This is a genomic window from Opitutus sp. ER46 (assembly GCF_003054705.1).
GTDB lineage: Bacteria > Verrucomicrobiota > Verrucomicrobiia > Opitutales > Opitutaceae > ER46.
The window spans coordinates 406629-432902 of sequence record NZ_QAYX01000023.1 but is presented as its reverse complement, the minus strand read 5'-3'; the positions used below and the strand labels follow the sequence as shown (position 1 = coordinate 432902).

Here is a 26274-nt window from a genome sequence, read left to right as displayed (position 1 = left end):
CTGTGTCTCGGTCCCGGTCCCTTCCTCTCATCATGAAAGCCAGTCTGCTCGCGTTGCTCGCCCTGCCGCTGTTCGCCTCCGCCGCTCCGGTGAGCGTGCACTGGCTCGACGGCGCGCCGCCGCCTGCACCCGATGGCGTCACGTGGGGCGTACCCTGGGCCAAGGGCGAACTGAAGGCGACCGACCCGCTCGCGCTTGTGGGCGCCGACGGCACCGCGATTCCCGTGCAGTCATGGCCGCTGGCGTTCTGGCCCGATGGCTCCGTGAAGTGGAGCGGCCACGCCATCGCCGCACAGGCCTCGCTGCCCGCGTCGTTTCAACTCGCCGTCGGCCAGCCCGCCGCGCCGACCCAGGCGCTCACCGTCACCGACACCGCCGATGCCATCACCGTCGATACCGGCGGGTTCGTCGCCCGCATCGGCAAACGCGGCCCCAACGTGATCGAGTCCTTCACCACCGCCGCCGGCGCCGTGGCGCGCGAGGGGCACTTGGTCGCGCAGACGCAGACCGGCGGGGCCGCCACGGAGTTCGTCAGCGACATCACCTCCGCCACCGTCGAACGTTCCGGTCCGGTGCACGCCGTGATCAAGGTCACCGGCCGCCACCTCGCCACCACCGGCAACCGCGCCGTGCTGCCGTTCACGGTGCGGCTCTCGTTCTTCGCGGGTTCGCCGGCGGTCCGCGTGACCCACTCCTTCGTGTACGACCTCGACCCGCAGCAGGACGCGTTGCGTGGCATCGGCCTGACCTTCGCCGTCCCGTTCCGCGAGCAGCTGCAGAACCGCCATGTCCGTCTGGCGGGCGAGACCGACGCCGGCATGTGGGCGCAGCCGGTGCGCATGCTGCCCGGCTTCCGCACCCAGGCCGGGCCCGAGGTAGTCCAGCTCTACCCGCAGCACCTCGCCGGCCAGCGCGTGCCCAACGTCGCGGACCTCGAACCGCGCACCCGCGACGCGTTGCAGACGATGCCGATCTGGGCCGACGCCAAACTCACCCAGCTCTCGCCCAATGGCTGGTCCATCGCCAAGCGCACCACGTCCGCCGCCTCCTGGCTGCACGTAAACGACGGCCGCCGCTCGCGCGGCCTCGCGCTCGTCGGCGATTGCAGCGGGGCGCTCGCCGTCGGCGTGAAGGACTTCTGGCAAAAGGCGCCGCGCTCGATCGAAATCACCGGCGGCGCCTCGCCCGCCGCGGACTTGCGCGTGTGGTTCTGGTCGCCCGAGGCGCCCGCGATGGATCTCCGCCGCTACGACGAGATCCCGCACGGACTCGCCATCAATTACGAGGACTGGAAACCGGGCTGGGGCACCCCGCTCGGGATCGCCAACACGCAGGATCTCACGCTGTGGGTGCTCAACGGCGTGCCGCGCAATGAGACCCTCGTCGGCATGAGCCGCGTCGCCGCCGAGCCCTCCCTGCTCGTGTGCCCCCCGGAGCACTACCACGCGCAACACGCGTTCGGATACTGGAGCCTGCCGGATCGCTCCACGCCCACGCTACGCTGGATCGAGGACCAGGTGCAGGGCTTCGTGGATTTCTACCACGGGCAGGTCGAGGAGCGCTCCTGGTATGGGTTCTGGGACTTCGGCGACATCATGCACAACTACGACTTCGAACGCCACGAGTGGCGGTACGACGTCGGCGGCTGGGCCTGGGCGAACACCGAGCTCATGCCCGACATGCTGCTCTGGTATTCCTTCCTGCGCACCGGCCGCGCCGACCTGTACCGGTTCGCCGCTGCGATGACCCGGCACACCAGCGAGGTCGACGCGTACCACATCGGGCCGTTCGCCCCGCTGGGCTCTCGCCACAACGTCAACCACTGGGGCGACGGCGCGAAGCAGCCCCGGGCGAGCCACGCCGGGCTCAAGCGCGCGTTCTACTTCCTCAGCGGTGGCGACGGCCGCGTCGGCGATCTCCTCCGCGAGCAGCTCGATGCCGATCTCACCTACGAGTACCTGCAACAGTTCAACGCGTCCCACTACGTGCCGGACGCCGATGGCCGGCCGGTACTCGACGCGCGCAAGAACCCGCGGTTCCCGAACGCCCCGAGCGCGGTCCCCGCGCCGCGTCCGGAGGAATTCACCGCCCGCCGCACCGCCGCCCAGCGTGAACCGTTCACCCGCTTCGGGCTCGAATGGATGTGCTACGCGGCCAACTGGACGACCGAATGGGAACGCGGGGGCGACCCGCGCTGGCGTGCCGAAATCGAGTCCGCCATGCGCGCCATGGCCCGCAACGTCGACGCCGACGGCAAGTTTCAAGGGCGCTACTTCGACATGATCTTCGGCGGACCGGAGAACATGTGGGAGATGGAGCCGATGTACGACATCCCCGAGTTCTGGCGCGCGTGGGTCGCGACCTCGGAGGCGGTCGGCCGCGCCGTCCAGGGCAATGAGATGACCGGCCCCCGCATGCTCGCCTACGCCGCCAACCGCAAGGGTGACGCCGCGCTTGGCCGGATGGCCTGGGAAAAGCTGATCGGCCCCGCCGGCGTGCTGCCCCCGTTGCCACAGCCCAAGCGCTACGCCGCCCCCAGCGTCGTGCGCCCCGTGACCGATCCTGCCTTCCTCGGAGCCTCCGTCGGCTGGCAGCTCCATGGCGTCGCCAGCGTGCAATGGGCGCTCAACGCGATCGAAACCCTCGAACTCGCCCGCGCCTACCTGCCCGAGTGGGAAAAGCCCTCGGGCGAGTAGCCCCAAGCTCTTTCTCTTACTCTTCCTCTTTCTCCTACTCTCCCTCCGACAAACCGCCTCTGGATTTCGACTTCTGATCTCCGACATCTGACATCCGACCTCTGACTTCTGACATCCGGCCTTTGAACGCTCTCGCCGCGAAAATTCCGCCGCGCACGGCGCTCCACTTTCCATTTCCCTGGTCTATCGCGCGGATGAACACGCCCGCGCTGAAGACCCGGAGCTATGAGTTCACCTTCCCCGATGTGGACACGCTCCTGAAGGTGGAAACCCCGGACCCCGAGACCGTGATCGTCCGCGCGACGCGCAACAGCTTCTCCGAACGCAGAAAGATCGCCTTCATCCGCCAGCTCGCAGCCGAGGGATTCATTGCCGACGGCTGCCAATGGTACCCGCTGCCGGCCGGCATGCCGCAGATTCACTGGGTGGTGGACGTCTCGTGGCTCCGGTTGTCCCAGGCCGCGAAGGCCCACTCCCGCCGGCTCACCTTCTTTCTCGTAGGCGGCGGTCTCGTCGCCTGGACCGGTCTCCTGACCAGCCTGCTCCTCCTGCATTGAACTGCGTAAGAGGGATTCCTAGCGTCGGCCCGCCCAACTTCCGGGCGGAAGGAGTCACCCCGCATGAAACGCTCCCCGTGCCCCGTCCTCGCGTTTGCCCTCGCCTGCGCGGTCACCGTCTTCGCCACCCCGCCATCGGCTTCTGAGGTGCGGGAGCCGGCGGTGGCAGGGCTGTTCTACCCCAAGGATCCCGGCGTGCTCGGCCGCACGGTCGACGCGTACCTCGCCGCGGCCAAGACCTCGCCGACCGGTGAGCTCAGGGCGCTAATCTGCCCGCACGCGGGGTACGACTATTCGGGACCCGTCGCCGCCTCCGGCTTTGCCCTCCTGCGAGGATCGTCCTTCGCCACGGTCGTCCTGCTCTCGCCGGCCCACTACGCGGCCATCGACTTCGCCGCGGTTTCGGACGCCGACATCTATCGCACGCCGCTCGGCGACGTGCCGGTTGCCCCGCAGGCCCGCGAACTCGCCCGGCACGCGCCCTTTGCACTCGATCACCCGCTGGATGTCCAGCGGCCGCCGTGGGCCGACCAAGCGTCACGCCCGCTGCCGCGCCCGGGGGAGGACCAGGCCGATACCTGGGAGCACTCCGGCGAAGTCGAGGTTCCTTTCCTGCAGCGCAGCCTCGGAAGTTTCCAGTTGCTCCCGGTCGTGATGGGCCGCGTCGATCCGGCCGCCGCCGCGCGCGCCCTGGATCGGTTCGTCGATGACCGCACGCTCCTCGTCGTCAGCACCGATCTCAGCCACTACCACTCCGCCGCCCAGGCGCGCCGGCTCGACCGGCGGTGGGTCGATGCCGTCCTCGCGCTGGACCTGCGCCAACTCGCGACGCAGGAAGCGTGCGGCCTGGTGCCCGTGCAGACGCTGGTCCACCTCGCGCGCCAACGCGGGTGGGAGGCCCGCTTGCTCGACCTCCGGAACAGCGGCGACACCGCCGGCGACTCGTCCCGGGTCGTCGGCTACGCCGCCGTCGCGTTCTACGCGCGTCCGGCCGGCGCGACCCTCAACGCCGAGGAACGAAGCCTGCTCCTGGCCCTCGCGCGCCGCACGGTGGTGGCGACCGCCGGCAACGAGGAGCTCCCCGCCCCCGGCGAGCTCGCGAACCGGCCCAGCCTCACCGCCTCCCGCGCGGTCTTCGTCACGCTCACGCGGCACGGCCAGTTGCGCGGCTGCATCGGCAACCTGCTGGCCCGCGGCCCGCTCTACGCTGCCGTGATCGACAATGCCCGCAGCGCGGCACGCGAGGACCCGCGCTTCTCCCCGGTGCGCCCGGCGGAGGTGGCCGGGCTCGAGATCGAGATCAGCGTGCTCTCGGCCCCCCTCCCGCTGCCGTTCACCTCGCCCGATGACCTGCTCCGGCAACTGCGCCCCGGGGTGGACGGCGTGATTCTGCGCGTGCCCGCCGGCACCGCCACCTACCTGCCCCAGGTCTGGCAGCAACTGCCGGACAAGACCGAGTTTCTGGACACGCTCGCGCAGAAGGCGGGCGGGCGCGCGGGCGATTGGCGCCGGCCCGGGGTCGAGGTCGCCGTGTACCAGGTCGCGTCGTTCCGGGAGCACGAGCCCTGAGCCCCGCGCCGTCCGCCATGTTTCACGCCGCCAAGGCCGCGCCCACCGACCAGCCCCTGCAGGGCGCGTATTCGCGTCGCCCGTACGTGATCGTCACGGTCGGCGTGCTGGGCGCCGGCGCGGTCATCATCCAGCTCGCGCTCATGCGCGAACTGCTCGCGGTGTTTTCGGCAAACGAGCTGACCTTCGGCATCACATTGAGCTGCTGGCTGGTGCTGACCGCGGGCGGAACCTGGCTCGGCGCGCTGGTGCGGCACATCCCGCACCCGGTGCGGCACCTCGTGGGCGGCACCGCGCTCCTCGGCGTCGTGGCCCTCGCGGAGGGCCTCGCGATCCGCAGCCTGCGCGGGGGTGTCTTCGGCGCGGGAGAGACCATCGATCCCCTCGGCACCACCTACGGCACGCTCCTCGTGCTCGCGCCGTTCTGCCTCGGCAGCGGCATGCTCCTCACATTTGGGTGCCGAATCCTGTTCCGAGAGAACGAGGGTCATCCGGTTGCGCGCGTGTATCTCGCCGATGTCGCTGGCGCCGTGCTCGGCGCCGTCCTGTTCACCGTCTGGCTCGGACGCGGCATCGACCACATGACGCTGCTCGCCTGGCTGGCGGCCGGCCTGTGCGCTTTCGCCGCCGGCATCAGCCGGCGCACCTGGGGTCACCGCTTTCGCCTCGTGGCGGCGGCCGGCGCGGTGGTCCTCGCCGCGCTCGCGTGGTTCGGCGATCTCGCGACGCGATCAACGCAATGGCAGTACCCCGCGCTCGTGGTCGACCACCGCACCACGCCGTATGGGCGCGTCGTCGTGACCCGCGACGCCGGCCAGCTGGCGCTGTATGAAAACGGCGTGCCGGTCAGCTTCAGTGCCAACGCCGCGGCGGCGGAGGAGATCGTGCATTACGCGCTCGCCCAGCGTCCCGGCGCCCGCTCCGTGCTGCTGGTCGGCGGCGGCGTCGCGGGCGCCGCGCCCGAGGTGCTGCGTCATCCCACGATCCAACAAGTCACGTGTGTGGAGCTCGACCCCGGCCTGCTAATGGCCGCGCGCGAGCACCTGCCGAACGCGTTCGCCGATGCGCGCATCCGCGTCGTCGCCGCCGACGGCCGACGTTTCCTGCAGCAGACGGCCGAGCGCTTCGACGTCATCCTCATCGCGCTGCCGGACCCCACCACGCTCCAGTTGAACCGCCTGTTCACCGCCGAGTTCTTTGCACTCGCGAAACGCGCGCTCCACCCCGCCGGCGTGTTCGCCTTCGGCACCGGCTACTACGTCAACTACATCAGCCCGGAACTCGCCGCCACCCTGGGCTCCGCACGCGCCACGCTCGCCACCGCGTTCTCCCACGTCGCCGTGCTCCCGGGTGCGCGCGTGTTCTTCCTCGGCTCCGACGGTCCCCTGCACCGCGACATCGCCCCCGCGCTCGAGCAGCTGGGTGTCGCGCCGCGGCTCGTCAACCGCCACTACCTCGCGGCCACGCTCGCGCCGGACCGGCTCGCCGATGTCGATCGCGCCAGCCTCACCCCCGCCCCGATTAACACCGATTTCCGCCCGATCCTCTACGTGCTGCGCCTCCGCCAGTGGCTCAGCCAGTTTTCTTTCCCCGCCGGAGCCTTTGGCGGCACGCTCGTGCTGGTGTTCGTCACCGCCCTCGTGCGGCTGCCCGCGATTCCCCGGCTGGTGTTCGCCGCGGGCTATGCCGCGTCCACGCTCGAACTGGCGCTGCTCGTTACCCTCCAGGTCTGCTACGGCTCGCTCTATCAGCAGATCGGACTGGTCACGGCGCTGTTCATGGCCGGCCTCGCCCTCGGCGCGGCCTTCGCGCGGCGCCACCCGAGCGGCCACCTCCGGCGCCTGGTGCGCACCGGCGGTTTCGCGCTGGGCGCGCTCGCGCTGGTCTGCGCGCTGCTCCTGCCCCGGCTTGGCGCCATCGACGCCGCGACCGGCACGCCCGGCGGCTACACCGTGCTGCTCGGATTGACCCTCCTGATCTCGGGCGTGGTCGGCGCGCAGTTCGCGTACGCCGCGGCGCAGCCGACGGGCAACGCTGCGCGCCAGGCGCCGCGCATCTTCTCCGCCGACCTCGTCGGCGCCGCGCTCGGCGCGCTCACCGTGAGTTCGTTCATGCTCCCGGAATGGGGCCTGGTCCCCGTCTGCCTCTTCGCCGCCGCCCTGAACCTCGCTTGCGCCGCCGTCGCTCGCCCCTCCCGCTAGCCCCCCGGTTCTCGTTCTCGTTCTCGTTCTCGTTCTCGTTCTCGTTCTCGTTCTCGTGAGGTCGCACCGCCCGCCCAACCGCCACCATCGTCCCTATTCCCGCCCATGAGCCGCCTGCAGTTCTTCGCCCTGAAACTGGTCCGCTGGACCGGCTGGCTCCTGATCCCGGTGGTGCTCGCGTTCTTTTTCACCGGATACGCGCTGAGCGACGGCTTCGGCCTCGGGGTCTGGCTCGACGAGCGCACCGCGCTGGCGCTGCACCGGCGGCTGCACCTGCCACTGGCGTTACTGGTTGGGTTCCACCTCGTCCCTTCCGTCTACCTCGCCTTCGTGCGGTGGGAATGGATCAAGCCGCGGGCCTGAACATGTCCTTCGCCATCGCCAGCGCCCCCGTCTCCCGCCGCACCGCCCTCCGCGCCGGCGGCGCCACCGCCCTCCTCGCGGCCACCGACGCGTCGTGGCTGCAGCGGTTGCTCGGACTCGGTGCCGACGGCGACGGGCCGGCCGAGGTGTTCAAGGGGGATGCCCCCGGCGAGGCCACGTGGCGGCGCTGGGCACAGCGCGGCTGGGCGCGCGAGGCCGCCCATTACGTGAAGCTCGGCCGCAACGTGCAGTGCAAGGTCTGCCCCAACAACTGCATCCTCGCGCCGGGCGACCGCAGCCACTGTCGCAACAAGGTGAACCGCGACGGCACGCTCTACACCCTGGCCTACGGCAACCCGTGCACCTTCCACGTCGACCCCGTGGAGAAGAAGCCGCTGTTCCATTTTCATCCGGGCGCGCGCACGTTCTCCCTCGCCACCGCCGGCTGCGTCTTCCGCTGCCTCAACTGCCAGAACTGGGAAATCTCCCAGCGCCGGCCCGAGGACACCAAGGACGCCCGCGGTGCCGAACTGCGCCTGCGCGCCCCGCTCCCCGCGACGCTCACGCTCGACGAGATGAGCCGGCTGAGCCTGTTTCCCGAAGATCTCCCCGGCGTGGCGGAAGCCCTGCGCTGCCCCAGCGTCTCCTACACCTACTCCGAGCCCACGGCCTACTATGAGTACACGCTGGCCTCCTGCCGGGCGGTCCGCGCCGCCGGCCGCCAAAACATCCTGGTGTCCTGCGGCTCGATCGAGGAGCGCCCGCTGCGCGAGCTGCTCGCCTTCGTCGACGCCGCCCACATCGATCTGAAGGGTTTCGACGAATCCACTTACCGCCAGCTCAACTCCGGTCGGCTCGCGCCGATCCTGCGTACGCTCAAGGTCTGCCACGAACTCGGCGTGTGGTTCGAGATCATCAATCTCGTCGTGCCGGGCTACACCGACCGCCTCGATTCCATCCGCCGGATGTGCGGCTGGATTGTCGCGGAACTCGGGCCCGACCGGCCGCTGCACTTCTCGCGTTTCCACCCGCAGCACAAACTCGAGCACCTCGCGCCCACGCCGGTGGACACCTTGTTGCGCGCCCGCGACATCGCCCGGGACGCCGGCCTGCGCCACGTCTACATCGGCAACGTGCCGGAACTGGAGGGCGCCGAAGCCACGTTCTGCCCCCAGTGCCGCCGGCCGGTGATCGAGCGCACGGGCTTCGCGGTCACCCGGAACGTCCTCGTCGGAGGTCGTTGCCCACACTGCCAGACCGCCGTCGCCGGCGTGTGGTGACGCGGCCCGCCGGGCGGCGCCGCCTTACGGAGCCGCCGGCGCCGTGCGCACGCGTTTGGTGATCGCGTCCTTCGGCGCAGGCTGGTTGTTGGCAAACGCCTTGTAGGCGGCTCGGTAGTCATAGCCCTGCGCGTCGATGTAAGCCTCAACCTGTACTTTCTGCGTCTTGAAAAGGTTGGCCTTCTCCTTGTCGCTGACGGCATCCATCGCCATCTCGCGGGCCACGAGCAGCTTCCCGGCAATGAACGCCTTCTCCTCGTCGGTGAAGGTCGGGATCATCTTCAGGTAGGCCTCGTAGGTGCGGCGCATCCCCGGCGAGGATGTCATGGCGTCCTTCACCGCCTCGACCTGTTCCGGCGTGAGGTGCTTCGCCAGCGCCTGCAGAAAACTCTGGTGCTGAGGCTGGAGCGAGGCGTACGTCGCGCGGATCTCCGCGACGACTGCCGCCGCCTTCGTCTCGTCCTTCGCGTCCTGGGTGCGCGCATCCGCCCAGCGTTTCCACAGCCCGGCCAGCTCCGGATCGTGCTGCTGGTGCCAGTCATACAACGCGCGGAAATGCTGTTCCAGGATCTGCAGCACCGCTTCCTTCTGGGCCGCGTCGCTCAACTGCAGCCGCTTCAGCACGCCGGACGTCCGCTTGTCGAGGGTGTGCTGGTCAATCGGTGCGGCGGGTGCGCCCGCGGTCGGGGAGGACGGTGCCGGGGCAGAAGCGGCAGGTTCGGCTGCGGCCAGCGCAGCGCCGGTACCGAGGACGAGGCCGGCCAGCAGAGGACGGAACGAAAGCAGGGAGATGGAGTGCATGAAGGGGATCGCCACCATCACCACCAACCGGGACGGCAGGCAATGTCGCGCTGGACGCACCGCCCCGCCCCTCGGTTGCGCGCCCCTATTTCGGGCGGCGCGTCTTTTCTTCCCCGCTTCCGTCCTCCACTTTCGCGCATATCGGTGTCCATTCGTGGTCACCTCCTGATTCTCTCTCCCGGTCTTCCATTTGCCCGCGCTCCAGCATCTTCGAGCGTGCCAACGCCGTCTCTCCATTGCCGCAGATTTCAGCCTTCAGCATTCCGCCTTCAGCCTTTCTTCATGCACTTCAGTCGCCTCGTCCGCCTAGTCCTTCTCGCCGCCGCGGCCGGCACCGCCTTCGTCGCGCGGGCCGCCGTCGAACTCGCCAGTCCTTTCACCTCGCACATGGTGCTCCAGCGCGAGCAGCCCGTCCCGGTGTGGGGAACGGCCGCGCCCGGCGAAAAGGTCACCGTGCAGTTCGATCGCCAACAAATGACCACGACCGCCGACGACCAGGGGCAATGGCGCGTCCAGTTGGCCCCCCTCGCCGCGTCGAGCGAACCGCGCGTCCTGAGCGTCCGCGGCGCGGGCGCGGATGAGGTGATCGAACTCTCCGATGTCCTCGTCGGCGAGGTTTGGCTCTGTTCCGGACAGTCGAACATGGATTTCACCGTCGCGAAGACCGAGAAGTATGGCTTCGCCGGCGTGGCCAACGAGGCCGAGGAAGTGGCCCGCGCCGACCATCCGCAGTTGCGCATGTTCACCGGCGAGTGGACGCGCGCCTACGTCCCGCAGGCCCGCGTCCCGGGCACGTGGAAGGTTTGCACCCCGGAGAACGTGCGCGAGTTCTCCGCCGTCGGCTACTTCTTCGCCCGCGATCTCCAGCAGGCACTCGGCGTGCCGGTCGGCATCGTCACCCTGACCTACGGCGCCAGCACCGCGCAGGCCTGGATCCGCCGCAAAGCCATCGCCGCCGATCCCCGGCTCAAGCCCGTGCTCGATGACTTCGACGCCAAGGTGAAGGCGTACGCCCCGCCGTCCGCGCAGGAACAGCAAGTGTGGGACAAGGCCGTCGCCAAAGCGAAGGAGGAGAAGAAGCGGCCACCGCGCCGCCCGCGCCCCCACCCGGTGCAGGACCAGCACAACCCCACGGTTATGTTCAACGGCATGGTCGCGCCGTTCGTCGGCTTCTCCATCCGCGGCGTGCTCTGGTACCAGGGCGAATCCATCACCGCCCCACGCGAGCTTTTCCCGCTCTGGAATGAAACGTTGATCAAGGACTGGCGGACACTCTGGGGCCGCGAGTTGCCCTTCTTTTTCTGCCAGCTCGCCGGCCAGAACGCCGCCAGCAACGGCCCCGATGTCCGCGCCTGGCAGGCCGAGGCCCTCAAGCTCCCCAACACCGCCATGGCGGTCACGATCGACATTGGCGAGGAGCGCAACGTTCACCCGCGCAACAAGCAGGACGTCGGCGCGCGACTCTGCCGCATCGCCCTGGCGCGCACCTATGGCCGACCGATCGAGTACTCCGGCCCCCAACTCGAAAAGATGGTGGGCCTCGGTGGCGCGCTGCGCCTCACCTTCAGCCACACCACCGGCGGACTCACCGACCGCGGCGCTCCCCTGCGCAGTTTCGAGGTCGCCGGTGACGACGGGAAATTCATGCCGGCCACCGCCACCATCGACGGCGACACGGTCTATGTCTCCAGCTCCGCCGTCGCGACGCCCGTATCCGTCCGCTACGCCTGGGCCCCGTTCCCCGCGGGCTGCAACCTGTACAACGGCGAGGGCCTCCCCGCCGCGCCGTTTCAGGCCTCGCTCCCGCGCTGATCTCGACCCGCTCGCTCGGCGCGAAGCCACTCAACGCCGACGCCTCGCCGCGCGTCTGGCCGGTCCCCTTCGCCCCCAGCACCCTTCGCGCCGTCGCCCGCAATGGCGGACGCGAAGTCGCGCGCGACGAACTCGTGACCGCCGCCCCCCCCGCCCGCGTCGTCCTCACCGCCGACCGGACGCAGGTGTCGCCCGACTGGGAGGACGTGGTCCGCGTCACCGCGACAATCGTCGACGCCGCCGGTGTGCGCGTCCCCTCCGCCGCGCACCTCGTCTCGTTTCGCGCGGAAGGTCCCGGACACGTCGTCGCCGTGGATGACGGCGACAACACGAGCCACGAGGCTTTCCATGCCACCGAGCGCACGGCCATCCAAGGGCGCTGCGTCGCGTACGTCCGGGCGTCGGCCGGTCGGGGCGTCATTGTCCTTCGCGCCAGCGTCGCCGGCCTTGCCCCGGGCGAGCTTCAGATCGCGGCGGCATCCACGCGCTGAGCGCAGCCAAAAAAAGAGCGCGACCGGAGTTCGGTCGCGCTCAGGCGGAAACGAATGACGCGGCGCTTACTTCGTCGCCGGCGCCGGCGTGGGCGTGGGCGCGGCGGGGGCCGGCGGATTGATGTCGAGCAGCTCGACGTCGAAAATCAGCGTGGAGCCCGGAGGAATGCCAGGACGCGGATCGTCGCCGTAGGCCAGGTGCGGCGGCACGTAGAGCTTAATCTTGCCGCCCTTGTTTATCTTCTGGATGCCCTCGGTCCAGCCGGGGATGACTTCCTTCAGGGCGAAGGTCGCGGGCTCCTTGCGCTCGACGGAGCTGTCAAACACGGACCCGTTCACGAGCGTGCCGGTGTAGTGAACCTTCACGGTGTCCTCGGCCTTCGGGTACGCGCCGTTGCCGGCCTGGACGATCTCGTAGCGGAGGCCGTCCGGCAGTTCGACGATGTTCTTGTTCTCCTTGAGCTTGGTGAAGAAGGCCAGGTTCTCGGCATTGCTCTGCTCCTTCAGCTTGGCGAGGTAGGCGGCCTGCTTCTGCTGCATGAACTCCTCGACGCGCGGGCTGATCTTCTCGAGGTCGAACGGCGAGTCCTTGCCGGCGGCCGCGGAGGAGAGGCCCTTGAGGAGCGCCTGGGTCTCGGCGGCGCTGAAGCCGAGTTCGGACAGGCCCATGCGCTTGCCGTAGAACCAGCCGAGCTCTTCCGCCACCTGCGCGTCGGTGAACGTCGGGGCGGGCGTGGGCGCAGCGGTGGCGGGCGCCGGAGCCGCGGGAGCCGCGGCAGCCGGAGCCGCACCAGCCTGGTCACCCTGGGCCGGAGGATTGAATTTGACGCCCTCGGCGCGGGCGACGGTGAGGCCGGCCGCAGCGATGCAGAGCGCGAGAGAATGCTTCAGGTTCATATTGGAGGGTTCGGGTAGACGCGTTCCGGAGGGGAACAGTGCCGTAAAATCGAGCGAATCAGCCAGTCCTCCGTCCAAAAGCAACCCGAGAGTGGCCGCCCCGCTCCGGCCCGGGGCGGGGCCGGGGCAGGGCTCTTCCTCTTACTCTTCCTCTTTCTCTTCCTCTCAAGGGATTGAGGAAGGGCCGGCCCTGAGCGCCGGCCCCAAATCGTTCTCATTCTCGTACTCGTTCTCGTTCTCTCATGTGGGCCGCTCCGGCGGCCTGGACGGATGAGAGAAAGAGAAAGAGGAAGAGTATGAGAAAGAGGATGCGCCGGAGGGCCGGCATCGCCTCGGGCCGTCGAGAACGAGAACGATTACGAGAACGATGGAGGCCCTCCAAGGCCCCTGATACTCCCCACTTGCGCCGGGGGCGGGGTTCCGCCATCACCGACCCCCTCACAAATGAATCCTGACCAATTTTGGACCAGTCAGGATGGCCAGATCCTTACCGTCAAAAACAAGGACGAGCACTCTGTAACGCTCACCTTGGCGTTTTGGCCCCGCCATCCGGCAGAACTGGAGTTCGCCAAATCCCACCTCCCCGCCTTGCAGTTCACCGAGCGCAGCTCACTCGCGCGCGTCGGTATCGAAATGCTCACGCAGGGAGCTCCCCGCATTGAGGGCAACCGCCTCGAGCTCGAGGCCGATGCCTTCATCTACGACAGCAGCTTCCCCAACGCGACCTACTGGAAGAAACTGATGCGCGTTGGTGCGCCCGTCGGCCGCCTCTTCTTCGCGCCTCCCGCCGCCAAGCTCTCCACCGGAGAGATCTGGGACGCGCTCAAGGAGAACCGCATCAAGCTGCCCAACACCGTCAGCATCGATAGCAGCGGCCGCGTCTTCCTGACGCCGCACCAGCTCAGCTACACGCTCAGCACCAAGCTGCAGCGCGCAGACTTCGAGCGCGTCGTCAGTGGCGTCGCCGGCCGTGGGTATCTCGACCGCGTGCAGGTGCGCCACGACGCCTCCCCGCTCACGATCCCGCCGCGCTCGGGCATTCTCACGAGCTGCTCGATGTACCTGAAGGAGCACTTCGTCGTCCTCAACCAGGGCGCCGGCAACTTCGGCATCCACACGAGCGCCGTGCTGCTCGATCCGATCAAGACGTTCGGCACGAACATCATGCTCGAGATCTACAACACCGGCGACCAGCCGGTGGTGAATCCCGTGGTGTCGGTCGAGCTCTTCCGCGCCCCCGAGGCCAACGATCCCGAGTACAAGACGCTCGCCAAGCGCCGCACCCGGCTCCTCGCGACCGCCTCCGAGCTCTACAAGAGCATGGACGAAAACCCGGCGCGCGACTCCGGTCCCGTCCAGCCGCGCACCAAGATCACCGTTCGCGGCCAGAGCGCCACGATGGAGAATCGCGCCACGCTCGTCCGCGCGGGCGACGACCTCAAGGCCGTCCTCAGCAACGGCAACGGCTGCGGTCATCGCACGATGATCCAGGCCCTCGACGCCGCGCCGGACAACGCCGACACCCTGGTCCTCGACTACTTCCCGGACCTTATCGAACAGATCGAGCTCCTCACGCGCATCGGCGACATCAAGCTGAAGCGCGTCATCTTCCGGAAGGCGTCGCGCACGCACGGTTATTTCCTCTCGAGCAACGCGCACGCGCGGCTCGACACGTTCGAGGCGATCGGCCTGCAGGTCTATTGGTACGACGAGCTCACCAAGGACCTGTACATGCACACGTACAAGAAGGACCACGGTTTCTTCGTCCGCGAGGAGAGCGCCCGCAAGTTCCAGGAGTCGACCATCCTCGCGTTCTACGGCTCCGCCATCGGGCTCGAGCCGGCCGACACCGACCGCATCTCGTCGCTCGTCGACAAGCTGACGTCGTTCATCGGCACGAACCTCGGCGTCCTCACCGGTGGCGGTGGCGGCGTCATGCGTCTCGCCACCGACCAGGCCCGCGCGAAGGGCGCGCTCACGGGCGCGTGCTTCCTGGAGCTCGAGGCCCAGCCACCGGAGCTCGGCGTCGACTTCTTCAACACGTTCCAGGAGTCGTCCCGCCACTTCCGCCAAAAATGGTTCGAAGCGGCTGACTTCTGCATCTTCAACGTCGGCGGCGTCGGCACGCTCGAGGAGATCGGCATCGAGATGTGCAACCTCAAGCTCGGTGTCCGCCCGCGCGTCCCGTACGTGTTCTTCAACGCGAAGTTCTGGACCGACATGCGGAAGCAGCTCCAGCACATGATCCGCACCCGCCGCGCCCCGGCGTGGATCGCCGACTACGTGCTCTTCACCGACGATCCCGACGAGGTCGTGGAGTTCTACCGCAAGAAGCTGCAGGTGCTCTGATCCTTCCACGGACTCGGGGCGCTCGGTTCACCGGCGCCTCGAGTGCGTTCCCGTTCGCATCACCGTTCGCCCCCGCCGGCCCGTCGCCGCTCGGCGGCTGGCTTCGTGCGGGGCTGCTCGTCCGGGCCCGCCACCCAACCCATCACGGCCACGCCGGACTTCGCGCCCGGCTCAGGCCTGCACTTCGACTCCCGGGCAAGGACAACGAGGGGACGAGGGATGCAATTATATCGCGCTATGGCGCAGCAATTAACGCGATAATGTCCAGATACTCGGGAATAATGTCCGGATACTGCGGAATAGTGTCCGGATACTCACCGGCACGGCTCGGCGGCAGCGATTGAGCCCGGCGGTCCCGACCGGCGTTCACCGCACGAAGTCCCACGGGCTGCCAGACTTGAAACTTCCGCAGCGCGCCTGTGGACTCGCGCCGTGGCCAAACTCCCTCGCTCCGTCCTCGTTGTGGGTGGTGGCGGTCGTGAACACACCCTCGTTCGCGCCCTCCTCGCCTCGCCCGCCCAACCGCGCGTGATCTGCGCGCCCGGCAACGCCGGCATCGCGGAGGACGTTCCCTGCTTCGCCATTGCCGCCGACCAGGTGGCGGAGCTCGTGGCCCTGGCGAAGCGCGAACAGATCGAGCTCGTGGTCGTCGGTCCCGAGGTCCCGTTGTCACTCGGCCTCGCCAACCAGCTCCAGGCGGCCGGCATTCCTGTTTACGGCCCCAAGGCCGACGGCGCCCGCCTGGAGGCCTCGAAGATCTTCACCAAGCAGCTCCTGCTGAAGTACCGCATTCCCACCGCCGGCGCCGCGTTCTTCCGCGAAGTCGAGCCGGCCCTCGCCTACCTCAACACCCATCCCGTCCCGATCGTCGTCAAGGCCGACGGCCTCGCGGCCGGCAAGGGCGTCATCGTCGCCCAGTCGCGCGCCGAAGCCGAGGCCGCGGTGCGCGACATGCTCGAGAGCGGACGCTTCGGCGCCAGCGGTCGCGAGATCCTCATCGAGGACTGCCTCGTCGGGGAGGAGACCTCCCTTCTGGTCGTGGTGTCGGGCCGTGACTACGTGATCCTGCCCACCTCGCAGGACCACAAACGCATCGGCGACGGCGACACCGGCCCAAACACCGGCGGCATGGGCACCTACTCCCCCGCCGAGGTCGTCACGCCCGCCCTCCTTGCCCAAATCGAACGCGACATCGTGCGGCCTTCCGTCGATGCGATCGCCGCCGAGGGCATCGAGTTTCGCGGCACGCTCTTCATCGGCATCATGCTCACGCCGCAGGGCCCGAGCGTGCTCGAGTTCAACACCCGCTTCGGCGATCCCGAAACGCAGGTTGTCCTCCCGCGCCTCGCGTCGGACCTGCTCGAACTGCTCTGGGCCGCCGCCCGCGGTGAACTCGCCGGCCACCGCCTCGCGGTGAAGCCCGAGCACGCGCTCTGCGTCGTCATCGCCGCGAAGGGTTACCCGGACGCGTTCCGCAAGGGCGACGTCATCACCTTCCCCGCCTCGCTGCCGCCTGGCGTCTCCATCCTGCACGCCGGCACCGCGCGCAATGCCGACGGACACATCGTGACCCACGGCGGCCGCGTCCTCGGTGTCACCGCGCTGGCCCCCACGCTGCCGGAAGCCGCCGCCCGCGCGTACGCGGCCTGCGACGCGATCCAGTGCGCGTCGAAGTACTTCCGCCGCGACATCGGCGCGCGCCAGCTGAACCGTCGATGAGGCCGGCCGCCTGCATTGCCCGCGCCGCGCGCCGTTCGGTTCTCCGCCTCGGCGCGCTGCTCGCCCTCGCCCTCGTCGCCTGCGCCGCTCCCGAGGTGCGCGAGGTCGACTCCGCCCTCGTGTACGTGCGCGTCCATGCGGTCGCGACCGACCTGCCCTCGGCGGAACAACTGCGCCAGCGGGCCTGCATCCTCGACCTGCGCTACGCCGCGGCCGCAGCGCCGGACGCCGAGCTCCTCGCGGCCTGGCTCAAGTTTCACGCCCATCGCCAGCGCCCGGTCTTTGTCCTGGTCAACAGCGCGACCGGCCCCGCCGTCCAGGCAGCGCTCGCGCGGCCGGGCCACCCCGCCGGCGTGCTCACGGTGGGCCTGCGCGGGCAGCGGTTCGCCGCCGACATCACCGTCGACGACAGCGCGGAGAACGAGCGGCGCGGTTACGACGCCTTCGCGGCGGGCACAACGCTGCTCGCGCTCACGACGGATCTTCCCGCCAAGGTGCGCAACGACGAGGCCAGCCTCTCGCGCGATCCGCTGGCGGAGCCGGCCTCGCCCGTGGCCGCGGATTCCGCCGCCCAGCCCGGCGAGGCGACGCCGCCAAAGGACGCCGTGCTGCAGCGCGCCATCCATCTGCACCGCGGCCTGCAGGCGCTGGCCGGAGCCACCCAACCCCCGCCGGCGAGAAAGTGACGGCCCCGGGAAAACGACGTCGCCGCCGCCGCGCGGCCGCGGCGCGGAACGCGCCGCACTCCGGCTTTGCCTTTCACCCGAATCCATGTCCTTTCGCTCCCACGCGGATGCCATCGCCCGGAACCATTGTTACCGTCTGCACGGCGAACATTTGTCGCAGCCCGATGGCGGCGGCGCTGTTGCAGCATGCCCTCGCCGCCCAGCCTGAGCCGCTGCGCTCGCTGCAGGTCATCTCGGCCGGCGTCGCCGCCCGCGGCGGCGAACCCGCTTCCGAGAACTCGGTGACGGCGCTGAAGAAGGTCGGCATCGACCTCTCGGCGCACCACAGCCAGCCCCTCACCCAGGAGATGCTCGACCAGGCGCTCGTCGTGCTGTGCATGACCGAATCGCACCGCGCGATGATCCAGGTGCAGGCCGAGCCGGTGCCGAAGAACCTGTTCCTGTTTCGCGAGTTCATGCCCGGCAACGGCGAGAAGGAGATCGGCGACCCCTACGGCGGCCCGCTCCGCATCTACGAGATGGCGCGCGACGAGATGGTCGAGGCGATCCCGGCGCTGCTCGAACACCTTAAGACACTGCTGCCCCCGTCGACGCCGGCCTAGCGCCGGATTTCGGAATTGCGGATTGCGGCGTTAAGCCATCGGCTGCCCGCGGTTATTTTCCGACCGCCAACCGCACTCCGTATTCCGCAATGCTAAACTCCGCGCCGCTCTCCACCGTTGATCCTGAAATCTTCGCCGCGATTTCCGCCGAACTAGGCCGCCAGCAGAGCCACATCGAGCTGATCGCCTCGGAGAACTTCACCTACCCTGCCGTGATGGAAGCGCAGGGCAGCGTGCTGACCAACAAGTACGCCGAGGGTTACCCCGGCAAGCGCTGGTACGGCGGTTGCGAACACGTCGACAAGGTCGAGCAGCTCGCCATCGACCGCGCCAAGAAACTGTTCGGCGCCGAACACGCCAACGTGCAGCCGCACTCCGGCTCGCAGGCCAATTTCGCCGTCTACACCGCGATGCTCCAGCCGGGCGACAAGGTCCTCGGCATGAACCTCAGCCACGGCGGCCACCTCACGCACGGCAACCCGGCGAACTTCTCCGGCAAGCTGTACTCGTTCTGCCAGTACGGCGTCCGCGAGGACAACGGCCTGATCGACTACGATGAGCTCGCCGCCGTCGCGCAGCGCGAGAAGCCCAAGATGATCACCGTCGGCGCGAGCGCCTACTCGCGCGTCATCGACTTCGCCCGCATGGGTGAGATCGCCCGCAGCGTCGGCGCGCTGCTCTTCGCCGACATCGCCCACATCGCCGGCCTGGTGGCCGCGGGCGTGCATCCCTCCCCCGTGCCGCACGCGGACTTCGTCACGACCACCACGCACAAGACGCTGCGCGGCCCGCGCGGCGGCCTCATCCTCTGCCGCGCCCAGCACGCCAAGGCGATCGACTCCGCCATGTTCCCCGGCGGCCAGGGCGGCCCGCTCATGCACATCATCGCCGGCAAGGCCGTGTGCTTCTCCGAGTGCCTCAAGCCCGAGTTCAAGACGTACTCCGAGCAGATCGTGAAGAACGCCCGCGCCCTCGCCGCCGCCATGACCAAGCGCGGCTACAAGATCGTGTCCGGCGGCACCGACAACCATCTCATGCTCGTCGACCTCCGCCCGAAGTTCCCCGAGCTCACGGCGAAGAAGGCGCAGGAGACCCTCGATCTCGCCCACATCACCTGCAACAAGAACACCGTGCCGTTCGAAACCCGCAGCCCGTTCCAGGCCTCGGGCATCCGCCTCGGCACCCCGGCCGTCACCACCCGCGGCTTCGTCGAGGCCGAGATGGACGAAATCGCCGGTTGTATCGATGCGGTGCTCGCCGCGGTTGACACGCCCAACCAGGAGTCCGCCCTCGCCGCCGTGCGCGCGCGCATCAAGGTGCTGACCGACCGGCATCCGCTGCCGTACCGCCTGTAAGGCGCCAGCCGGCTCCCTCTCCTTCACGGCCGCGGTGCACCCGCGGCCGTTTTGTTTTGCGACTGGCTTGCGGGCGTCGGCCCCGGGCAAAACTTGATCGCGCCCAGGCTTTGCCCATGCTCGCGGCGAACCTCATGACCGGCAGACCGCGGACCTCCACCCCCCTGCCTTACCGCGTCACCATCATCGCGATCGTGCTGTGCGGCGTGCTCGCGGCCGTGCTGCTTTACCGGGAGGCCCGCCACTCCGAGCAGCTGCACGCCGAGAGCGAGTTTGTCCGGCGCGCCTCGCTGCGCCACGCGCTCACCAGCGAGGTCCTGTCCCGCTACACCGAATCGCTCTTCGGCGTCTCCTCGATCTTCGCGCTCGACACCACGCTCACACGCGCCGAGTTCGCCCGCGCCACCCAGCGGCTGCAGGCCCGGCTCACCGGTTCGCTCGCGTTCGAATGGGTGCCGCTCGTGACGGACGAGAACCGCGCCACCCTCGAGACGGCCATGCGGCAGGTGTATCCGCGCCGTGGTTTCGAGTTCATGGACTTCGACGCCAACGGCCTCGCGCACCGCGCACCGCCGCGGCCGTTCTACTACCCGATCGTATTCGTCGAGCCGATGCACGGCAACGAGCTCGCCCTCGGCTACGACCTCACGAACGCCCCCAGCGGCCCGTACCTCCAGCGGGCCCGTGAGCTGCACCGCCTCGTCGTCACGCACCAGTTTCGCCTCGTCCAGGAGCGGGGCAACGAGCTCGGGGTGGTCATGGTCATCCCGGTGTTTCGCCCCGGCGGGCCCGCCCCGACGGAGCCGGCCGAGGAGACGTTCACGGGCTTCGTCCAATGCGTGTTCCACGTGCGGGAGCTGCTGGAGACCGCCAGCGCCAGCGACCCCGACGCCGCCTTCGACATGCTGTTTGTCGACGCCTCGGCGGTCGCCCCGGCCCCGCGCATCATGTACTACCGGCCTGCGCTCGACGCCACGGCCCGCGACCAGGCCCCGAGCGAAGCGGAGTTCCGCCGCGACGCCGCCTTTACCCGCGCCTTTCCCCTGCACATCGGCGAGCGGGAGTGGCACGTGATCTACCGGCCGCGGCCGGAATGGCTCGCCACCCAGCACACCTCCACCCCCCTGGCCCGCGTCGGCAGCGTCCTGGCCCTCGCCGCCCTCCTCGGCGGCTTGGTCAATGTCCTAGGCCGCCGCGCCCAGACCATCACCCGCGAGGTCAACGAACGCACCGCCGAGCTGGCCGACAGCCGCCGGCAGTTCGCCAACCTGGTCCACGCGCTGCCCGGCATGGCCTACCGCGCCACCTACGACGGCGACTTTCAGCTCACCTTCGCCAGCGAAGGCGCCCTCGCCCTCACCGGCTGCACCCCCGAGCAACTGGTGAGTGGCGCCGTCCGGGTCCGCGAACTGATCCATCCCGACGATGTCGCCCGCGTCCGCGACGAAACCCGCGCCGCGCTGCAGGCGCACCGGGACGTCGAGGTTGAGTACCGGACGCGGCTGCGCGACGGCACGGTGAAGTGGGTGCTCTCCCGGGGCCGCGGCGTGTACGATGACGCCGGCCGGCTCGTCGTCGTCGAGGGCATCGTCATCGACGTCACCGACACGAAGCGCGCCGAGGAATCTCGGCTCGCGATCGAGCGCAAGCTGCTCGAGACGCAGAAGCTCGAGAGTCTCGGCCTGCTCGCCGGCGGCATCGCCCACGATTTCAACAATCTCCTCAGCGCCATCCTCGGCAACGCCAGCCTCGCGCGGATGACGCTCCCCGCCGGCAATCCGATCGACCCGCAACTGCGCGCCATCGAAACCGCCTCGCTCCGCGCCGCCGAGCTCTGCCGGCAGATGCTCGCCTACGCGGGCAAGGGGCGGTTCATCATCGAACGCGTCGACCTCTCCGCGCTCGTCGAGGACATGCTCCCGCTTCTCCGCGTCTCCGTCGTGCGTTCGGCCCAGCTGCACCTCGAACTCACGACGCCGGTGCCCGGCGTACGCGCTGACGCGACGCAGCTCCGCCAGATCGTGATGAACCTCGTGCTCAACGCGGTCGACGCCCTCGCCGGGCGCAGCGGCGATGTCACCATCCGCACCGGCTATCGCACGATCGACAAGGCCGAGTTCGCCACCTCCGTCACCGGCCAGAATCTTCCCGGCGGCGACTACGTGGTCCTCGAGGTGCAGGACACCGGCTGCGGCATGTCGCGCGAGGTGCTGGGGAAAATTTTCGACCCGTTCTTCACGACCAAGTTCGCCGGGCGCGGGCTCGGCCTCGCCGCGGTGCAGGGCATCGTCCGCAGCCACAACGGCGCGCTCCAGGTCGAAAGTGAGGTCGACAAGGGCACGCTCTTCCGCCTCTTCCTCCCGGCGATCGCCGGCGAGGCGGTGCAGATCGAGGCGGCGAAACCCGCCCCCCGCACGCGCTGGCAGCACACCGGCCACGTGCTCGTCATCGACGACGAGGAATCGGTCCGGCACGTGATTGCCGAACTGCTGAAGACCTTCGGCTTTTCCACCCAGATTGAAGGGAACGGCCCGGCGGGCATCGAAGCCTTCAGGGCCGATCCCGACCGCTGGACCCTGGTCGTCATCGACCTCCTGATGCCGGGCATGGACGGCGAACAAACCCTGAAGGCGATCCGGGCCATCCGGAAGGACATCCGCGTCCTGCTCGTGAGCGGCTACGCCGAAGGCGGAATCCTCGAGCGCGTGCGCGGCCCCGGCCGCGTCGGCTTCCTCGCCAAGCCATTCGAACCCGACGCCTTCGAGGACAAGCTCCGCGAGCTGTTCGTCTAGCGGGCGGCGCGGGCTCCGGCCGCTGCGGCCAGCCGCTGGCGTCGCCCAGGACGGTTTCAGGCAGGAAGTTGCGCCTTGGCGAGTTCGCTCCATCTGTCTTTCGTTTCGCCTCCTTGCCCACCGAAGGATCCATGCCGCCTCCCACCCAGCCCGGACGTCCCACACGGCCCCTGTCGCTCGGCGTGATCTTCCTCACGCTGTACATCGACCTCATCGGCTTCTCGATCATCTTCCCGCTCGGCCCCGACCTGCTGGACTACTACCTCCGACTCGAGGGGCACAGCGGATTGCTCGGTTGGGTGCTGCGGCAGATCGACGCGCTCGCGGGCGCGGCCGGGATCCAGAATTACGCCCCGGTCCTGTTCGGCGGCGTGCTGAGCTCGTTCTTCTCCATCCTGCAGTTCGTGTTCGCCCCTTTCTGGGGCGCAGTGAGCGACCGCCGTGGCCGCCGGCCAGTGCTGCTCGTCACGGTCACCGGCACCGCCGTCGGCTATCTCGTTTGGGTGTGCAGCGGGTCGTTCTGGCTGTTTCTCCTCTCGCGCATCGTGAGCGGCGGTTTCAGCGGCAACCTGTCTGTCGCCACCGCCGCCGTGGCCGACGTCACGTCCCGCGAGGAACGCTCGAAAGCCATGGGCCTCGTGGGCGCCGCTTTCGGCCTCGGCCTCGTCACCGGCCCCATGCTCGGCGCGGTCACCGCGCAATGGAACGTGCTCAAGACGTTTCCCGCCCTCGCCCACCTGGGTTTCAATCCGTTTTCCGGCCCCGCGCTCGTCGCCCTGCTGCTCTGCGTGGCCAACCTGGCCTGGATCTACCGGCGCTTCCACGAGACGCTCCCGGCCGGCACTCGCGCGGAGTCCCGCGAGCCCCGGCTGCGCAATCCCCTGCGCGCAATCCTCGGGCTCCATGACCCCGCGATCCGGCGCGCCAACCTCGTGTCGTTCGTGTACTCCGTCGCCTTCGTCGCGATGGAGTCCGCGCTCACCTTCCTCGCCGCCCAGCGGTTCGGCTACACCGCGTGGGACAACGGCAAGCTGCTCGGCTTTCTCGGCCTCTGCGCGATCATCACGCAGGGCTACATCGTCCGGAAACTCCTGAACGTGGTGGACGAAATCCGCATCCTCGGCAGCGGGCTTGTCTTCACCACCGTCGGCCTCCTGCTCATCGGCTTCGCGCCGCGGCCGTGGATGCTGTACGTCGGCCTGGCCGCGCTCGCGCTCGGCTCGGGGCTCGTAAACCCCTCCACCTCCGGCCTCATCTCGCTCTACGCCGGCCGCGAGGAACAGGGCCGTGTCCTGGGCATCTTCCGCTCGCTGGGTTCGCTCGCGCGGGCGGTCACGCCGATGCTCGCCGGCCTCGTGTTCTGGCGTTTCGGTTCCACGATCGTGTTTGTGGTGAGCGCTGGCTTGTCCCTGGCCGCCCTGGGGTTGAGTCTGCGCCTGCCCAAACCGGTGAAATGAACGTCCTTTCCTCGCCCTCGCGCCATCTCGGCGGCCCGCGTTCGCCGGCGCCCGCCGCGGCGCGCCGGTCGGGAGGCTCCGGGGTCCGAATGGCGTGCCTGGTTTCGGCTTTTTGCTGCCTCCTCTTCGCGTCGGGTTGCATGTACCTGCCTTTTCGCCGCGAACCCGCCCGGCCGGGCCGGACCCGCCTGGGTTCCCCGATCGTCGAGCTGCCGGCGCAGATCGTTGGCAACTTCCTGATCGTCGAGGCCAAGTGGGACCGTCAGGGGCCGTACCATTTCCTCATCGACACCGGGTCTGCCAACACGCTCGTCACCCCGGCGCTGGTCCGCCGCCACGGCACCGGCATGCCCGGGCCCGGCGCCCCGCGCGTGCGGGTCGCTTCCGCCGAGGGCGACGTCCTCGAACTGCCGGCGGGGTCCCTGCACCGCCTCGAGCTCGGCGATGCCACGTTCGAGGACGTGCCGGTGTTGATCCACGATCTCGCCGAGCTCTCCGCCCACTTGGGCGTGCGGATCGACGGGCTCCTGGGCTTCCCACTGTTTCGCGAGACGCGCCTCACGCTCGACTACCCGCACCACCGCGTTCTGCTCCAGCCGATGGCGACCACCGCCCTCACGCCCGGCCGCTCCGTGCGCTTCGATGACGTCCACAAGACCCCCGTCATCCATGTGCAGATCGGCTCGCGCAACGTGATCGTGCTGCTCGACTCCGGCAGCGACGCCACCCTCAGCCTCAATCCGCACGGCCTCGATGCCGCCTTCGCGTTTGGCCCCCGCCGTGGTGCGACGCTGGGCACCATCGGCGGCGACCATCCGCAGGAAATCGGCCGCCTGGGGGAGGAACTTTCCATCGCCGAGTACGCCCTGCCTAACCCCGTGGTCGACCTGACGGAGGACCTGTCGGCCGTCGGCGGCGGCATTCTGAAACACTTCACCGTCACCTTCGACACCGCCCACGACCAGGTGACTTTTCTCCGGGACTCCACCGCCCCGATCGTGCTGCCGGCCAGGCGCAGCGCCGGGCTGAGTTTCAGCAAGACTCCCGCCTATTGGCGCGTCGCCGGCGTCATTCCCGATTCTCCGGCGGCCGCCGCCAACATCCAGTTCGGCGACCTGGTCACGCGCATCAATGGCGAGTCCGTGTCGAAGTGGAATCTCACCCGCTACGAGCAACTGGTGAGCTCGACCTCGAGCATCACGTTCACCCTGCTTTTCGGCACGACCGAGGTGGAGAAGACCGTGGCCGTCTTCGACCTGGTCCCCTGAACCGCGGTCGCCGGCCTCGGCGCCGCGGCCATGGCAACCGGCTCAAGTCGACCGCCGCAGCAGGAAGCTGGCGCCACCATCGTGGCCCTGGACCCACGGGAAGCTGAGCACCGTGGACTCGAGGGTGTACGGCCCGCCGGCGCGACTGGCCAGGAAGCTGCGCACGACGTGCTCGTTCTCCTCGGTATCAATGCTGCAGGTGGAGTAGACGAGCCGACCTCCCGGGCGCACCAGCCGCGCGGCCACATGGAGCATCGAAAGCTGCTGCTGGGGATGCTTCTTGAAGTCACCCTCCTGCAGCCGCCATTTCACGTCGACGCGGTGCCGCATCACGCCGGTGTTCGAGCAGGGCACGTCGATCAGCACGCCGTCATAAACGGGCGGCAACTCGTGCTCCCGCAGCAGTGCCTCGAACTTCGCCAGCACATCGCCCTGGACCAGCGCCACCGTCACGGCGCCCGCGCGGGAGAGGTTTTCCTTCAGCCGATCGATCCGGCTGGTCGGCAGATCCACGGCCACGAGCCGCCCCGCCTTCATCGCGTCCGCCATCAGCAGCGCCTTGCCGCCGGGAGCCGCACACAGGTCGAGCAACGTCTCGTTCTCCTGCGGCGCCAACACCTCCACCGGGAGGCGCGTCGCCGGATCCTGCAGGTAGATCTGTCCTGCCTTGAGCAGCGGTTCGACCGCCGCCCACCGGCCGGACTCGATCTCGAAGAATCCCGCCCACGGCGTCGGCTTCAGCCATTCGGGCGGCTTTTCGGCCGTCGCGCGCCAGCGCGCGTAAACCGGCGCCGGCTTCTGATTCCACTCCAGCAGCGCGCGCGTCGCGTCCGGCCCAAACTGCGCCAGCCAGCTCCGCACCAGCCACTCGGGATGGGAAAAATACTCCGCCAGTTCGGCCGCCGCCGCGCCCGCCGCCGGCGCCGGCCCCGACAGCAACGGCTTCAGCTTGCGCACCACCGCGTTCACCAGCCGCGCCTCCGCCGGGCTCGCCAGCGTCTTCGTCTGCTCCACGGCGTGATGCACGATCTTCGCCGCCTGGCCTTCGGCGGTGGCGGCGTTGCCCGCCGCCTCGATCAGCTCGAAGCCCGCGACAAACAGCACCGCTCGCGTCACAAACCGCGGCGGATGCGGCACCAGCCGCGCCAGCGCCGCGTCGATCCGGCCAAAATGCCGGATCACGCCCAGCACGAGGTGCTGGCACCGCGCCCGCTCCGCCGGAGCCAGCCCCGACGGTAGCGTGTCGAGCAACACGTCCACCCGTTCACGCCGGTCGAGCCACCGGGCGATCAACTGCGCCGCCGACCTCCATGCGCCTCCGGGCGCGGACTCCGCCACGGTGCTCATGCGCACCTCCGGCGATGGGTAAAGTGCGTTGC

19 protein-coding genes are annotated in these 26274 nt (G+C 69.1%); 16 read left to right on the top strand and 3 right to left on the bottom strand.

Features of this window, described 5'->3' with window-relative positions; translation table 11 throughout:
* Window positions 1–32 precede the first annotated feature (32 nt).
* The 6 genes from DB354_RS14705 to amrS all read left to right on the top strand — a co-directional run bounded on the left by DB354_RS14705 (window position 33) and on the right by amrS (window position 8666).
* Entirely contained in the window at window positions 33–2696 is a 2664-nt protein-coding gene (locus DB354_RS14705; RefSeq protein ID WP_107836388.1) for a Tat pathway signal sequence domain protein, read from the top strand.
* A 194-nt stretch (window positions 2697–2890) separates the two neighbouring features.
* Window positions 2891–3253: a hypothetical protein gene (locus DB354_RS14700; protein ID WP_107836387.1), complete on the top strand. Its 363-nt coding sequence runs from the start codon at window positions 2891–2893 to the stop codon at window positions 3251–3253.
* A gap of 63 nt (window positions 3254–3316) precedes the next feature.
* Window positions 3317–4822, top strand: coding sequence for an AmmeMemoRadiSam system protein B (gene amrB / locus DB354_RS14695; protein WP_107836386.1), 1506 nt, complete (start codon window positions 3317–3319; stop codon window positions 4820–4822).
* Between the two features lie 17 nt (window positions 4823–4839).
* Entirely contained in the window at window positions 4840–7023 is a 2184-nt protein-coding gene (locus DB354_RS14690) for a fused MFS/spermidine synthase (RefSeq protein ID WP_107836385.1), read from the top strand.
* 105 nt (window positions 7024–7128) lie between these two features.
* Window positions 7129–7386 carry a hypothetical protein gene (locus tag DB354_RS14685; RefSeq protein ID WP_107836384.1) on the top strand — a complete coding sequence of 86 codons (258 nt, stop codon included), beginning with the start codon at window positions 7129–7131 and terminating at the stop codon, window positions 7384–7386.
* A gap of 2 nt (window positions 7387–7388) precedes the next feature.
* The gene (gene amrS / locus DB354_RS14680; protein WP_158277549.1) at window positions 7389–8666 is read left to right on the top strand and encodes an AmmeMemoRadiSam system radical SAM enzyme; all 1278 of its coding nucleotides are present in this window, start codon (window positions 7389–7391) and stop codon (window positions 8664–8666) included.
* A gap of 24 nt (window positions 8667–8690) precedes the next feature.
* On the opposite strand, the gene DB354_RS14675 is transcribed toward amrS, so the two are convergent.
* Window positions 8691–9467, bottom strand: a complete 777-nt coding sequence (locus tag DB354_RS14675; RefSeq protein ID WP_158277548.1) for a DUF3826 domain-containing protein — start codon at window positions 9465–9467, stop codon at window positions 8691–8693.
* 282 nt (window positions 9468–9749) lie between these two features.
* On the opposite strand from DB354_RS14675, the gene DB354_RS14670 reads away from it, so the two are divergent.
* Window positions 9750–11279: a sialate O-acetylesterase gene (locus DB354_RS14670; protein WP_158277547.1), complete on the top strand. Its 1530-nt coding sequence runs from the start codon at window positions 9750–9752 to the stop codon at window positions 11277–11279.
* Window positions 11280–11413: 134 nt separating this feature from the next.
* Entirely contained in the window at window positions 11414–11770 is a 357-nt protein-coding gene (locus tag DB354_RS14665; RefSeq protein ID WP_107836381.1) for a hypothetical protein, read from the top strand.
* 66 nt (window positions 11771–11836) lie between these two features.
* Here DB354_RS14665 and DB354_RS14660 read toward each other — a convergent pair whose 3' ends face one another.
* The gene (locus DB354_RS14660; RefSeq protein ID WP_107836380.1) at window positions 11837–12667 is read right to left on the bottom strand and encodes an FKBP-type peptidyl-prolyl cis-trans isomerase; all 831 of its coding nucleotides are present in this window, start codon (window positions 12665–12667) and stop codon (window positions 11837–11839) included.
* 444 nt (window positions 12668–13111) lie between these two features.
* Here DB354_RS14660 and DB354_RS14655 point away from each other — a divergent pair, with 444 nt between their 5' ends.
* The 8 genes from DB354_RS14655 to DB354_RS14620 all read left to right on the top strand — a co-directional run bounded on the left by DB354_RS14655 (window position 13112) and on the right by DB354_RS14620 (window position 24895).
* Complete coding sequence (locus DB354_RS14655) at window positions 13112–15016, top strand: LOG family protein (protein WP_107836379.1); 1905 nt, start codon at window positions 13112–13114, stop codon at window positions 15014–15016.
* A gap of 432 nt (window positions 15017–15448) precedes the next feature.
* A complete protein-coding gene (purD, locus tag DB354_RS14650; RefSeq protein WP_107836378.1) occupies window positions 15449–16735 on the top strand; it encodes a phosphoribosylamine--glycine ligase in 1287 nt (428 codons plus the stop codon).
* On the top strand, window positions 16732–17421 hold the full coding sequence (locus tag DB354_RS14645; RefSeq protein ID WP_107836377.1) for a hypothetical protein: 690 nt from the start codon (window positions 16732–16734) through the stop codon (window positions 17419–17421). Before purD ends, DB354_RS14645 begins: the two co-directional genes overlap by 4 nt.
* Before the next feature lie 107 nt (window positions 17422–17528).
* Complete coding sequence (locus DB354_RS14640) at window positions 17529–18023, top strand: protein tyrosine phosphatase (protein WP_107836376.1); 495 nt, start codon at window positions 17529–17531, stop codon at window positions 18021–18023.
* Window positions 18024–18112: 89 nt separating this feature from the next.
* Window positions 18113–19378, top strand: coding sequence for a serine hydroxymethyltransferase (glyA, locus tag DB354_RS14635; RefSeq protein WP_107836375.1), 1266 nt, complete (start codon window positions 18113–18115; stop codon window positions 19376–19378).
* 116 nt (window positions 19379–19494) lie between these two features.
* Window positions 19495–22170: a CHASE domain-containing protein gene (locus DB354_RS14630; RefSeq protein WP_107836374.1), complete on the top strand. Its 2676-nt coding sequence runs from the start codon at window positions 19495–19497 to the stop codon at window positions 22168–22170.
* Window positions 22171–22301: 131 nt separating this feature from the next.
* A complete protein-coding gene (locus DB354_RS14625; RefSeq protein ID WP_233256650.1) occupies window positions 22302–23627 on the top strand; it encodes an MFS transporter in 1326 nt (441 codons plus the stop codon).
* Window positions 23628–23767: 140 nt separating this feature from the next.
* The gene (locus DB354_RS14620) at window positions 23768–24895 is read left to right on the top strand and encodes an aspartyl protease family protein (RefSeq protein WP_158277546.1); all 1128 of its coding nucleotides are present in this window, start codon (window positions 23768–23770) and stop codon (window positions 24893–24895) included.
* A 42-nt stretch (window positions 24896–24937) separates the two neighbouring features.
* On the opposite strand, the gene DB354_RS14615 is transcribed toward DB354_RS14620, so the two are convergent.
* Complete coding sequence (locus DB354_RS14615; protein WP_107836371.1) at window positions 24938–26242, bottom strand: RsmB/NOP family class I SAM-dependent RNA methyltransferase; 1305 nt, start codon at window positions 26240–26242, stop codon at window positions 24938–24940.
* Window positions 26243–26274: the final 32 nt, after the last annotated feature.